The sequence below is a fragment of the Prauserella muralis genome (genome assembly GCF_003202285.1).
Classification (GTDB): domain Bacteria; phylum Actinomycetota; class Actinomycetes; order Mycobacteriales; family Pseudonocardiaceae; genus Prauserella_B; species Prauserella_B muralis.
The window spans coordinates 78,459-91,587 of record NZ_MASW01000007.1; the positions used below are offsets into that span (position 1 = coordinate 78,459).

General features: G+C 68.7%; 12 protein-coding genes. 3 read left to right on the top strand and 9 right to left on the bottom strand.

The features are described from left to right. The first annotated feature begins 517 nt into the window (after positions 1–517). Positions 518–988, top strand: coding sequence for a ribose-5-phosphate isomerase (locus BAY60_RS29890; protein WP_112284762.1), 471 nt, complete (start codon positions 518–520; stop codon positions 986–988). Between the two features lie 62 nt (positions 989–1,050). Here BAY60_RS29890 and BAY60_RS29895 read toward each other — a convergent pair whose 3' ends face one another. From BAY60_RS29895 to pqqB, 9 genes are all read right to left on the bottom strand, one after another. Then, on the bottom strand, positions 1,051–2,109 hold the full coding sequence (locus BAY60_RS29895; protein WP_112284763.1) for an HAD-IIA family hydrolase: 1,059 nt from the start codon (positions 2,107–2,109) through the stop codon (positions 1,051–1,053). Next, the gene (locus tag BAY60_RS29900; RefSeq protein WP_112284764.1) at positions 2,106–3,146 is read right to left on the bottom strand and encodes a fructose-bisphosphatase class II; all 1,041 of its coding nucleotides are present in this window, start codon (positions 3,144–3,146) and stop codon (positions 2,106–2,108) included. Before BAY60_RS29900 ends, BAY60_RS29895 begins: the two co-directional genes overlap by 4 nt. A 78-nt stretch (positions 3,147–3,224) precedes the next feature. Beyond that, positions 3,225–4,202 carry a class I fructose-bisphosphate aldolase gene (locus BAY60_RS29905; protein ID WP_112284765.1) on the bottom strand — a complete coding sequence of 326 codons (978 nt, stop codon included), beginning with the start codon at positions 4,200–4,202 and terminating at the stop codon, positions 3,225–3,227. 67 nt (positions 4,203–4,269) lie between these two features. Continuing rightward, a complete protein-coding gene (locus tag BAY60_RS29910; RefSeq protein WP_245992878.1) occupies positions 4,270–5,223 on the bottom strand; it encodes a LysR substrate-binding domain-containing protein in 954 nt (317 codons plus the stop codon). 482 nt (positions 5,224–5,705) lie between these two features. Further along, positions 5,706–8,249: an aminopeptidase N gene (gene pepN, locus BAY60_RS29915; protein ID WP_112284767.1), complete on the bottom strand. Its 2,544-nt coding sequence runs from the start codon at positions 8,247–8,249 to the stop codon at positions 5,706–5,708. A gap of 3 nt (positions 8,250–8,252) precedes the next feature. Continuing rightward, on the bottom strand, positions 8,253–9,374 hold the full coding sequence (pqqE, locus tag BAY60_RS29920; protein ID WP_112284768.1) for a pyrroloquinoline quinone biosynthesis protein PqqE: 1,122 nt from the start codon (positions 9,372–9,374) through the stop codon (positions 8,253–8,255). Then, on the bottom strand, positions 9,371–9,646 hold the full coding sequence (gene pqqD / locus BAY60_RS29925) for a pyrroloquinoline quinone biosynthesis peptide chaperone PqqD (RefSeq protein WP_112284769.1): 276 nt from the start codon (positions 9,644–9,646) through the stop codon (positions 9,371–9,373). The genes pqqE and pqqD overlap by 4 nt, the downstream gene beginning before the upstream one ends. After that, the gene (gene pqqC / locus BAY60_RS29930; RefSeq protein WP_112284770.1) at positions 9,646–10,341 is read right to left on the bottom strand and encodes a pyrroloquinoline-quinone synthase PqqC; all 696 of its coding nucleotides are present in this window, start codon (positions 10,339–10,341) and stop codon (positions 9,646–9,648) included. Before pqqC ends, pqqD begins: the two co-directional genes overlap by 1 nt. Further along, positions 10,338–11,240, bottom strand: coding sequence for a pyrroloquinoline quinone biosynthesis protein PqqB (pqqB, locus tag BAY60_RS29935; protein WP_112284771.1), 903 nt, complete (start codon positions 11,238–11,240; stop codon positions 10,338–10,340). The genes pqqC and pqqB overlap by 4 nt, the downstream gene beginning before the upstream one ends. 690 nt (positions 11,241–11,930) lie before the next feature. Between pqqB and hxlA the strand changes: the two genes are divergently transcribed. Beyond that, positions 11,931–12,557, top strand: coding sequence for a 3-hexulose-6-phosphate synthase (hxlA, locus tag BAY60_RS29940; RefSeq protein WP_112284752.1), 627 nt, complete (start codon positions 11,931–11,933; stop codon positions 12,555–12,557). Between the two features lie 213 nt (positions 12,558–12,770). Continuing rightward, a complete protein-coding gene (locus tag BAY60_RS29945) occupies positions 12,771–13,064 on the top strand; it encodes a hypothetical protein (protein ID WP_112284772.1) in 294 nt (97 codons plus the stop codon). The last annotated feature ends 65 nt before the right edge of the window (positions 13,065–13,129 follow it).

The window sequence follows — 13,129 nt, forward strand, 5'->3', positions numbered from 1 at the left end:
ATGTCGCGGCCACGCACGAGCATCGTGGATTTAACGAAGTCGTAGCAACTGACCTTGAACCAGTGGTCGGGAACCGGTGCCGAACGGCATCCTGGGGCCTACGAGTGGAGCGGACACGTTCACCGACGGTACGGCCAGAGGTACCGCCGCCACGGCGACACCATCCGCGACCTGCGGAAACGTGGACACAAGAGGCCCGGCGACGAGCTACGGGCACCCGCACGACCTCGCGGTGCCGATCGCCGCGCTCCACCGGCCTCGCCGTCGGGCGGCGGCCGGGGGCACGAGGGCCTGCCTGCGGACATGCTGCACCTTCACGCTACGACCCGGCGAGCGAGGACGTCAACGGCGCGGACCGCATCGCGGGTGCCGGTGGTCGTGCTGGTCGCCTCCGGGGGACCCACGTCGCCGAACAGGAGGCTCGAAACCCCCGACTATGCCTGCCTATCACGACTTTCAATGGCAGACCACCGGTTACCGAACCGCGAAACCACGATGGGGGAATTAGGCTGGCTGGGTGCGAATTTACCTTGGCTCCGATCACGCCGGATTCGAACTCAAGAACCACTTTGTCACCAGGCTCACCGATCTCGGTCACGAGGTGATCGACGTCGGCCCCACCGTCTACGACGAGAACGACGATTATCCACCGTTCTGCATCGAGGCGGCACGACGCGTTGTCGCCGACAAGGGCAGTCTTGGCGTCGTGATCGGTGGCTCCGGCAACGGGGAGCAGATCGCCGCCAACAAGGTGCCGGGCGCCCGCGCCGCGCTGACCTGGAACGTGGACACCGCCCGGCTCGCCCGCAGGCACAACAACGCGCTGCTGGCCGGCATCGGCGCCCGGATGCACGCGGTCGAGGAAGCCGAGCGCATTGTGGAGGCCTTCCTCACCACCGAGTTCGAGGGCGGCCGCCACCAGCGCCGGATCGACCTGCTGTCCGGCTACGAGCGCACAGGCGAGCCGCCCGCCCTGCCAGGAACATGACGCGCGGGGGCTGCGCGGGTCGTCGCCGGCGTAGCCCCCGCCCGCTGTGCCGGAACAGGCCGCTAGGCGGCGTGGGCCGGCTCGAGCAGACCGAGCTCTCGTTCGATCCCCGCCCACAGGTCCGCGTCGCCGGAGATCGCACGACCGGCGTCGCGAGCGGCCCAGGCCGTGAGGACGACGGACCGCAACAGCTCGCCGTTGCCCACGGCGCGAGGCATGCGGGGTACGGCGTCCGTCCAGAGGTCCACCGGATGGCTGGGCGAGGTGGCGCGCAACGGCAGCGCGGGCTCGAGCAGTCCGCTCAGGTCGGCGGCGAGATACGTCGGACGCTCGGGCGGCTCCGCGAAGGCGAGGTCCCGCAGCCGGGACGCCCCGGTCAGGACGAAGAGCGAGTCGAGCCCGGCCGCGTTGGCGCCCTCGATGTCGGTGTCCAGCCTGTCCCCGCACACCAGAGTCTCCGGCTGGTCGGTACCGAGCCGGGAGCGGGAGAGGTCGAACAGGGCGGCCTGCGGCTTGCCGACGACGTGCGGTGCCGCGCTGGTCGCCGTTTGCACCAAGGCGACCAGCGCGCCGTTGCCGGGCGCCTGCCCGTCGGGCGTCGGCAGCGTGACATCGACGTTCGTCGCCACCCAGGTGATGCCGGATTCGGCGAGACGGCTCACCGCCGCGAGCTCGGTCCAGGTGACGTCGACGCCCAGTCCCTGAACGACGGCCTCGACCGGTGTGCCGCCCAGCTCCGCGACGCGAACCGGGGTCAACCCGGCTTCGGTGAGCGCCAGGGCGACACCCGGCCCTCCCACCGCACACACGCGCGCTCCCGGGGCCAGTCGCTCCGCCAGGTGCGCCGCGGCCGCCTGCGAACTCGTGACCACCGACCAGCCGCGCGGTGCTAGACCCAGCCCGCGAAGGTGATCGCCCACCTGTTCAGGAGGACGGGAGGCGTTGTTGGTCGCGAACACGACCGGGGTGCCGTCGGCCGTCAGCTGGTTGAGGGTCTCCACCGCATGGGGAACGGCCCTGGAGCCGCGGTAGACCACACCGTCGAGATCACAGATCAGTCCGCGGTAGCGCGCGATGAGGGTCTCGGCCAGGACGGGCGGCGTGGTGGCGTCACTCGTCATGCGAACTGGTGCTCCTCGTGCCCCCGCCACCGGGAGTGCCGGTGTTCGGACTTGACGATCCGCACCGTGTCCGGGTTCGAACACAGCACAATGGACTGTGTGATGGCCCGGCCGGAGTGGTGCTGTATCCCGGGCAGCACCTCGCTGTCGGTGACCCCCGTGGCGCAGAACACGATGCTCTCGCCGCGCACCAGGTCCTGGGTGTGCAGAACCTCGCCGACGGCGGGACCGGTGTCGCTGTGCTCGGGGCCCCCGGGCCGCGGCCGGGCCTGCAGCGACCCACCCAGGCAGGACAGGGCCGCCGCGGCGATGACTCCCTCCGCTGCTCCCCCGGTGCCCAGCAGCATGTCCACCGGGCTTTCGCGCAGCGCGGGAGCGATCGCTCCCGCGACCTCACCGCCCTCGACCAGGTGGACCCGCGCACCAGCCTCGTGGATGTCGTGCACGAGTTTCCGATGCCAGGGCCGGTTGAGGACCGCGACGACGACATCCGGCACCCGGACACCCTTGGCCGCGGCAACGGCTCGCAGGTTCTGCGCCACCGGGCGGTCGATGTCGACGACGTCGGCGAGGTGGGGCCCGACGGCCAGCTTCTCCATGGAGCGAACGGGCGACGGGTCGTACAACCCGCCGCGCTCGGCCACCGCGATGGCCGCGAGCGCGGTCGGCACATCCCTGGCGGCCGACAGCGCGGCCCCGCCGACGCTGATCCCGACGTCGCAGGCCGGCCCTGCACCGGCGCCGATCTCGGCACCCGCGGAACGCGGCTGCCCACCCTCATCGACCACGACGACACCGCGCATCGACACCGACGTGATCAGCCTGTGCACCGTGCCGGCGGCGGCGACCTTGCCACGGTTCTCGTCGCCGTGCCCGACCCACCGGCCGGCCGCGACAGCGGCGGCCTCGGTGACCGGCACGAGTTCGAGAGCGAGAGCGTGATCGGGCCCGCCGGTTCCGGCGGACGCACCGAGGTACCGCTCCTCGGTACGGAAACCGCCGGTGGTCCCGGGGACTGGCCATCCCGTGGTTCTCATCAACCTCACTCCGCTCAGACACGGGTCAGGAGCGTCGAAGCCGGGGCGACCGCACCGCGGCCGCCCCGGCTCGAGCACTCAGCGGGCGGCCGCGTTGGCAACGGCTCGCTCGGAGAGGGCCTGCTGGGCGGCGGCCCAGTTGCCCTCATCGCCCCGCCACGTCTCCAGTGCCGGCCCGACCAGCGCCCGGCCGAACGAGTACGTGAGCTCCCAGGGAAGCGGATCGAGCTTCTGCATCGCCGCGAGGTGCTGCGTCGCGAGTTCCGGACTCTGCCCGCCCGAGAGGAATGCGATACCCGGTACGGACGGCGGCACGGTCGCGTGCAGAGCGTCCACTGTGGCCCTGGCGACATCCGTCACCGTGGGCCGTTCCCCGCTGTCGGACCCGGGCACCACCATGTTGGGTTTGAGGACGATGCCGTCCAGCTGCACCTGCATCAGGTCGAGCTCCTCGAACAACGACTCCAGCACGGAGGTCGTCACCTCCTGGCAGCGCGCCAGCGAGTGGGACCCGTCCATCAGCACCTCGGGTTCCACGATCGGCACCAGGCCACCCTCCTGGCACAGGCCGGCATACCGCGCCAGTGCGTGCACGTTCGCACGCACGGCCCTGGCGGACGGCCGGTTGTCGCCGATCGTGATGACCGCGCGCCACTTGGCGAACGTCGCGCCGCCGCGCACGTACGCCGCGACTCGTTCGCGCAGTCCGTCGAGCCCCTCGGTGACCTTTTCGTCCGGGGCTCCCGCCAGCGGCTTGGCGCCGGTGTCGACCTTGATGCCGGCCAGGATTCCCAGTTCATCCAGATACTCCGGGAACGTGCGGCCGTTGGCCAGTTTCTGATGGAAGGTCTCGTCGGCAAGAATGACGCCGCTGACCGATTCCGCGAGCTGCGGGGTGGTGACAATCAACTCCCGGTAGACTCGGCGGTTTTCCTCGGTCGGTTCGACTCCGACCTTCTCCAGCCGGGACGACATCGTCCCGATGCTCTCGTCAGCAGCGAGGATGCCGCGCCTGTTGGAGACGAGCGTACGTGCAATCTTGTTCAGAGCTGACATCGATCGTTGATCCTCCTGCACTCGACACCGGCACGGTGTGGACGTTCGTCAATCGTTCCGGTTTGGTCTAGGTTTTCGCGGTTGTTTCCGGCTCCAGGAGAAGGCTTGCCTTCGTGGCCTGACCGGGCAGTAGAACAGGCATCGGACTGCCCTTCGACGCGGCGATCTCCACCAGCTCCCGCGCGTATTCGGGGAGTCCGCGGCCCTCGCTCCAGGCCGCATAGATCGGCTTCGCGGGCAGCTCCCGGTCGACGGCGACCATCTTCAGTCTTTCCTCGGCGAGTTCGGACCGCACGGTGGAGATGTTCAGCACGGTCACCCGCTGGCTTGTCGCGACGGCTTGCTTGATCGCGGCGCTGGACGGCAGTTCGACGTAGCTCCCCGCGACACCCGCGGTCCTCAGCAGCTCATCCGTGAACTCCCGGAGCCCCGAGCCGCGCTCGCGCAGAACGAGCGGAGCGGACGCCAGCTCCTTCACCGTCACGGGACTCTGCCTCCTCGACCACGGATGCTTCGACCCGACCACCACGGCCAGCCTGTCGTCGCAGATGTAGCGGGTCTCCATGTCATCGCCGAACTGCTGCTGCACACGGCTGCCCGCCTGGCACCAGCCGTCGATGAACGCGAGATCGACGTGACCCGCACGGATCAGCTGGCGCAGCGCGTCGACATTGCCGGCCTGCACCTCGACACGGGCCTCACCGAACGAGAACCCGGACCGGTTCAGCCATTCCGGGATCAAATGCTCGGAGATGGCCGGGCTGCCCGCAATCCGTAGCCGTTTCGCCTCTGACGACCGGGACGCCGATCCGAACTCCAGCAACTCTCGGGCCGCTTGCATCACGTTGCGGGCGTACTTCGCCAGCATTTCTCCTTCCTCGGTGAGCTTCGATCCCGTAGGAGAGCGCTCCAACAGCCTCAGGCCCAGCCGGCGTTCCATCGCACTGATGCGGATGCTGGCTGCCGGCTGTGAAAGGCTGTGCGCCTGAGCGGCCTTTCCCACGCTGCCGTAGCTCGCCACGGACAGCAGTAGATCGAGGTCAGCGAGCTGAGGCATCTTTGACGGTAGAACCACGATTCACCTCTCACTCCAGACTTCGTCATACGGTTGCCTGTGGTCGGAAATGCTTCGGCCTGCGAGGGAATGCCGGAAGGCAGTGGCCGATCGCACCGTCGACGCGCGGTGTGCACTGAGCTTGCCCGGACGCGGTGCGCGGGGTCAATCTGTTGGACACGAACGCGCGCCGTGCGCGTATGAACGGTGTGCACCGCGCTACCTGCGGGTCGTGCGGGAAATCAAACGGCGGCGATTCCACTTCCACGATGTCGGCCCGGAAAAACCGCCGGCAGCCGAGCGTTCACACCTCTGCTCGTGGCAATATCAGGACCGTTTGTCATCGATTCCCTGCCACTCGTTCGGCCCGGTTGCCGAAAACGCGGCGTCGTGGCCACGGCCGGCGACACAGTCGTGTCCTCAGCACCCACGCGCCACGAGTTTCTCCGTCAGCGGTCCCTGCCCGCCGTGTCGCAGGCTCGTGCGGCCTGCATGATGACGAGCTCGGTTCGCTCCTCGCTCACCACCTTGCGTACGTTCTCGGGGAGCAGGTCGTGTCCCAGCAGGGCATCGGTACCCGCGAGTACGCTGTGCTCGGCGGTCGTGAAACGGGGATAGAGCGCGCGGGCGAACGCCAGCAGGAACTCGGTGTCCGCGGTTCCTGCCATGCTCTCCAATGCCCGCATGTAGCGCTCCGCGTACGGGGTGAGCAGCTCCTCCTGCTCCGGTTGCCGCAGCCCCGCCATGATGGCCTTGCGTTCCACGAGCGAGAAGCCGTCGCCGAACAACCGCGTCCAGGCTTCTTCCTTGGCGGCGGGCATGGGGCGTGCGGCTTGCGCCAGCAGCGCGTTCCGGCGTCCACTGTCGCCAGGATCGGCTTCCACCGCGGTGTCCAGTAGTCCGTCGATGTCGGCTCCGATCGATGCGAGGCGGAACAATGCCCGCCACCGCAGGTCGCGATCGACGTCCAGCCCTGTCCAGGGAGACCGGCCGCACACCAGCTCGCCCAGCAGCTGGTGACTGCCGGGGTGAAGGAGGTCCACCAGTGCGCGGGCGAGTACCAGCTGGCGATCGCTGCCCGGAGCGGCACCGGCCAGCTGATCGCGGACCTGGTTTGCCATGCCCGCCAGCGTTCGGCAGCTGCTGGACGGATCACCGTAGACCCGCACGGCGTGCACGGCGCGCTCCAGCAGCGCCTCCATGACGCCGGCATCGCTCTCGTTCAGTCCATGCGTGAGGACGGCCGATGCGTAGCTGCGCGCGGGCAGGCGCGCGTCGAGCAGGTCGTCCCACAACGCTCCCCAGACGACTGCTCGCGCCTGCCGGTCGTCCAGTGCGGAAAGGCTGCGCAATGCCGTCAGCCGGGACCGGGCATCCAGCCGGACCTTGACGTAGCTCACCGCGTCGGCATTGGGCAGTATCAGGTCCGGGCTCGCTCCACCGAACACGGCGAGCTCCCGTTCGCACTCGCCGGGACCGAGGGTCACGTGCGCGCGTCGACGCAGCACCAGCCGGCCCTCCTCGGCGTCATACGCGGCGAGTCCCAGGTTCAGCCTGCGTGGTGGAACATGCGGGTCGGCAACCTGCACAACCCTGTCCCCGTCCGCGCGGCGGGAGACCTCGACCGTGTCGATACCGCTGCGCAGCAGCCACTCGTCGGCCCAGTCGCCCAGATCGTCGGTCCCGACCTGCTCCAGCGCGGCCACGAAGTCGGCGAGGTCGGCGTTTCCCCACGCGTGCGCTCGCAGATACCCCCGCACACCGGCGACGAAGGAGTCCCAGCCCAGACGCGCGGCGAGGTCCCGGAGTACCGCTGCGCCCTTCCTGTACACGATCGGGCCGAAGTTCGACCTCGCGGCGTCGGTGTCGGCGGTGTCGACCCGGATCGCGTGGCTGGTGGGCAGCCGGTCGCCATGCCGGGCTATCGGCAGCGAGTGGTGCGCGAAACCGGCCCAGCCTTCCCCGTACGGCGTCGCCTCGGGCTGCGCGACGACCGACATCATGGTCGCGAAGGCCTCGTTCAGCCAGAGGTCGTCCCACCAGCGCATCGTCACGTAGTCGCCGAACCACATGTGCGCCATCTCGTGCATGAGCAGCTCGGCTCGTCGCCGCCTCTTGTCCTCCGTGACGCGGTCGCGGAACAGGAATCGCTCGTTGAGCGTCACGCAGCCCGGGTGCTCCATTCCTCCGAAGGTGTACTCGGGCGCGAACACGTGGTCGTACTTGGCGAACGGGTACGGAAGGTCGAACAGCCCGGTGTAGAAGTCGAGACCACGGCTGATGACGTCGAACAGCTCGGGAGCCTGGTCAGTCAGCTCGTCGACGAGAGACTGCCGCGCGTACAGCGCCAGCGGCACGCCGCCGTGTGCCGACTGCACCCGACGGAACGGGCCGGCGGCGACGGCCACCAGGTACGGCGGCAGCGGTGGCGTGCGATCGAAGCGCCTTGCCACCCGCCCGCCTCCGAGTGAGACCGTCTCGATGTCGTTGGCGTTGGCGACCACCGACCAGTGATCCTCGGCGACGACGGTCAGGTCGACCCGTGCCTTGAGGTCGGGCTGGTCGAAACACGCGAACACCGTGTGCGCCGCGAAGGGCTCGAACTTGGTGTGCACGTACACCTGCCCGTCGAGCGGGTCGTGGAACCGATGCAGTCCCTCGCCCGTTCGGGAGTACGACGCGGTGCCGGCCACTCGAACCGTGTTGGCGCCGGGCCGAACGTCCAGCCGGATGCGCGTCCCGTCGTGCACGTGCGGCCCCAGCTCCCGGCCGTTGCATTCGACCGACTCGGCCTCTCCCACGAAGTCGAGGAAGACGCACGCGCTCCCGGACCGGGCCTGGAAGCGGATCTCCGTGCTCGTCGCGAACGTCCGCTCGCCTGCCGTCAGATCGAGTTCTACCGCGTAGTGCACGTCGGCGACCTCGGCCGAGCGCGCTGCCGCCGCGTCCTGTGTCAGTTTGCTCCTGGCGGCGCCCGGGCTGTCGAACGCCATGGCCTACCTCCGCACGGGCGCACGCGGGCGGCGGTACACCAGCTTCTCGCGGTCCGGCTCGCCGCCCTCTCCGACGTCCGCCCGATTGGCACGGGCCAGAGCGTCCTGGATCAGGTGATGGTCGGGCGAGTGCACGCACACGGGGTCGGTGCGTGCCGGGTCACCGGTCAGTGCGAAGGCCTGGCAACGGCATCCGCCGAAGTCCGTCTCCTTGCGCGGGCAGCTCCGGCAGGGGTCGGCCATCCACTCGGTTCCCCGGAATGCCTCGAACGCCTCGGATTTCGACCAGATCCACTCGAGATCGTGGTCGCGGACCGAGACGAACTCCATGGTCGTGATCTCCGCGGCCACCGGACACGGATAGACCATCCCATCCGGGGCGACGGTCAGCGCGGTCTGCGCCCAGCCGCCCATGCAGGGCTTCGGATACCGCTCGTAGTAGTCCGGGAGGATCCAGAGGAGCTCCATGTGCTCCCCCAGCTCGGCCTTCCGGCGTTCGTACACGCCGACCGCTTCGTCCAGCTGGGCCCTGCTCGGCATCAGCAGGTCGCGATTGCGCAGAGCCCAGCCGTAGTACTGGGTGTTCGCGAGCTCCAGGCGTTCGGCGCCCCACGCCACACAGACGTCGATGATCGCGTCCAGCCGCGACAGGTTCAGCCGGTGCAGGACCACGTTCATGTTCAACGGCAGCCCGGATTCGCGAATGATGCGTGCGGCTTCCTCCTTCTTGTCGAATCGCCTGCTGGCCGCCACCAGGTCCGTCGACTCGGCCGCATCGCCCTGAATGCTCAGCTGCGCGCTGTTGAGCCCCGCCGCTACCAGCGACCGCGCCCGGCTCTCCGTCAGCCCGAGGCCGCTGGTGATCAGGTTGGTGTACAGGCCGCGCCTGCGGCACTCGGCGACCAGCGTCTCCAGATCGCCGCGCACCAGGGGTTCACCACCGGAGAAGTGGACCTGCACGACACCGAGCGCGGCTGCCTCGCCGATCACCCGCAACCAATCGCCGGTGGTCAGCTCGTCGTCTCGGTCACGCAACGCCAGCGGGTTGGAGCAGTAGACGCAGTGCAACGGGCATTGGTGTGTTACTTCGGCCAGCAGGCCAAACGGCTGCGGCACAGGGTTCATGTGACCACCACCCAGCCGCGCCCACGCGCATCCTTGAGAAACGTCATCACGTCGTTGGCGAGATCGGCCGCGTCGAAATCGTGTTCGAGCTGCGCGATCACGTCCTGCACGGTCCGGCTGCCGTCGCACAACCCCAGGATCGCGGCCCCCGACTTGTTCAACAGCACCACCCGCTCGGGGAGCAGGAGCAACTCCACGTCCCGGACACTGTCGTGCCTGAGCATCGCCTTGGTTGCCAGCTTCGGGACGGCGGTCAATTCGGATTCGTCCATCATGAACCCTTGCTGTAGGCGAGTTCCACGGCGTCCAGCAGGCTCCAGAGGACGTCACACTTGAACTCGAGTGCCCGTGCGCACGCGTCCTGCTGGTCTCTGGTCGTCGCGTTGGTGAGCACCAGGTGCAGCAGGTGCTCGATGTCCTTCGGCTGCTGGGTGAGCCGCGCGCGGAAGTACTCCAGGCCTTCCGGGGCGATCCACGGGTAGTGGTGCCGAACGTCGGTGATCCGCCGGCTGAGCAGGTCCGGCGCGAAGAGTTCGGTCAGTGCCGACGCCACGGCCTCCAGCCACGGCTTCTGCCGGCAGAAGTCGACGTAGGCGTCGACGGCGAACCGAACCCCGGGCAGCACCGTGTCGACGTCGAACAGCTCGTCGCGGGTCAAGCCGACGGCTTCGCCGAGGCGGACCCATTTCTCGAGGCCCCCCTCGTCGCCCGTCCGGCCGTCGTGATCGATGATGCGCTGAATCCACCGGCGCCGATCCTCCCGGCCGGGGAGCTTGGTGAGGATGAACGCGTCCTTTTTGGGCAGGTTCATCTGGTAGTAGAAGCGGTTGCGCACCCAGCCCCGGAACTCCTCCTCGGACAACCGGCCCGCGTGCATCCGCTCGTTGAACGGGTGCAGATGGTGGTACCGCTTCTCTCCGATCGATCGCAGGCGCGCCTCGAACTCCTGCGCAGACCACGCGTTCACACTTCCACCTCCAAGCCGGCTCGGCCGATCTCGATGCCCAGGCCCGTCACCCAACGCCGCTCTTCGGAGTCTTCGTCGAGGATCGGGTTCGTGTTGTTGATGTGCGTGTAGATCTTCCGCTTCGCCGGCAGGGCGGCCAGTGCGCGGGCCGAGCCGTCGTCACCGCTGATGGGCATGTGCCCCATGGAGCGTCCCGTCCGGTTTCCCGCCCCCTGGCGGGACATCTCGTCGTCCGTCCAGAACGTGCCGTCCACGAAGACGCAGTCCGCCGACGCCACCTGCTCGGCGAACCCGTCGTCCCACTTCGGCAGCGTCGGCGCGTACACCGCGGTCCCCCTGGTCTGCCTGTCTTCCAGGCGGTAACCCACCTCCCACTCCGACGACGGGCCGCGAAGCTGCGAGCTCCCCACATACCGGGGGGCTTTGGACCCGGTCAGGAACGGAGTGACCCGCAACCGGTCGTCCAGATCGAGCGGCTTGCCGACATCGACCAACGACCAGGTGAGGTCCGCGTAGTCGCTGAGCAGCTCACGAACCGGGAACCACAGGGTCAGGGCCTCCAGCACGGGATACGTCCCGTACACCGTCAGCGACGACTCCTCCCGCAGCATCAGCAGGCCGATCGTGTGGTCGAACTCGGCGTCCGTCAGCAGTACGCCGGCCACCGGCGTGGCCCGGATTCCGGGGCCCGGGTGCAGGGATGGGTCCGCCGCGATCTGATGATGGACGTCCGGGGTCGCATTCAGCAGGAACCACCGCTCGCCGTCTCCGGAGACGGCGATCCCCGCGTGTGTCGTGGCGGCTTCAGGGGTGGCGCGGGCCTTGCGGCACCCCTCGCACGCGCAGTTCCACTGCGGGTAACCTCCGCCTGCCGCGGCTCCGAGGCAATGTATGAACACGGCGCGAAATCAATTCGGCAACGCGTGCGCCGCGGAAGGGTCGGCTGTGTCCCGTCTCATGGCGTCCTCCCTCATGGTCGGCCATTGGTGCCGGCCGGATAAGAACAGGCTCCGTTGCCCGCCGAGGGCTGGTTCGGGGCGATTGCCGGACATCCCCGATATCATCGCCCTGAACTCGGCTTGCATTGTGCACAGCTTGTTCGTCGCCGCCGGGCGTGGCAACTGACCACGAACGACCGGGGGCAAATCCCGGACGAACGGCGGCCGCGCGCTCACGAGCGGGCCGGCGTGGTCGCAGGGCGGTGTGGACTGGTGTGATCCGGCGACCGTCGCGCCTGGCGGGTGGGCTGGCCAGCGGCGACACGACCGTCAGCCTCAGGCCTTTCTGGTGCGAGGGCGACGAGCGTGGCCGGTGGCGGTGGTCGCCATCGGCTCTCCGACGGCCGCGCCACCGCCCACCGGCGACGCCGCCCGCACGGCCCGGGAAGGGCCCGGCGTCGCCGGCGAGCCCCGGCTCACCCACGACTCGGAATCGAGGGTAGTGGTGTGGGGGTGGGTGGGTGGTTATTGGTTGTGCGCATTGGGGGATTGGGGTTTTGCATGTGGTGGGGTGTTGCTGGTTTTTGGGTGGGTGGGGAATTGTCGTGTGGGTTGATTGGTCGGCCCTTTTTTTGGTGAGGAGAGTGTGCTGTGAAGTTGCAGGTTGCGTTGGATGTGGTGGATCTGCCCTCGGCGTTGACGCTGGCCAAGCAGGTGGCCGAGCACGTCGACATCCTGGAGCTGGGGACGCCGCTGGTGAAGTCGGTGGGCATCGGCGCGGTGAGCGCGATCAAGGCCGCGCACCCGGACAAGCTGGTGTTCGCCGACCTCAAGACCGCCGATGCCGGTGAGCTGGAGGCGGCGATGGCGTTCGAGGCCGGGGCGGATCTGGTCACGGTGATGGGCGCCGCCGACGACGACACCGTGCGCGGCGCGGTCGCGGCCGGCCGCAAGTACGGCAAGGAGGTCGTCGCCGACATGATCACCGTGGTCGAGGACCGGGTCGCCCGGATCCGGGAGGTCGCCAAGCTCGGGGTGGCGTTCGTGGAAATCCACGCCGGCCTGGACGAACAGGCCCGCCCCGGCTACACCATCGACACCCTGCTCGAGGACGGACGCCAGGCCGGCGTGCCCTTCTCCATCGCCGGCGGCATCAAAATCGACACCATCGCCTCCGTCCGCGACGCCGGCGCCACCGTCGCCGTCGCCGGCGGCGCCATCTACAACGCCCCCAACCCCACCACCGCCGCCCACGAACTCAAAAAACGCGCCGCCTGACGACTGCACGTCTTCGCTGTGTGCCCGGCAAGCAGTCCGGCGCACAGCGAAGGCGGCCAGTTCTGACGGCCCCGGGCCCCGATCGTGTTCGAGCAGCCCTGCCGGCTGCCCGCAGCGCTGGCAGGTGACGCAGCGCAGACAGGTGAAACAGCGCCGCAGTTCAGCAGTCCTGGCAAGCCGCGGCGGCAGATGTGACGAGAGAAGGGAGTCGGCGTGGAAAGCCAGAAGTCGGGTGCCCGGACTGAACGGGCAACGACCACGCACGGTACTTACTGCTCCTTGCTGTTGCAGGCGGCACGCGTGCTGCGGATGCGCTACGTGGAGTGCCGCCGCGACACGAGTCTGTCCCCCGCCGTGGCGAACGAGCTGGCAGAGGTCTTCGAGGGTGTCGCCAAGGGGGACTCCGCCTTCGACCAGATCGATCCGAATGAGGCGATCGCCCTGGCACATCGACTGATCGACGACGACCACCCTGAGCTGTCCCGAATGTGGCCCAGGACCACGTAACGACCGGAGGTTCCCTGCGGCCGCCGATCACTGGCCGCCGCCCACCGCATCCCAGGATCATTCGC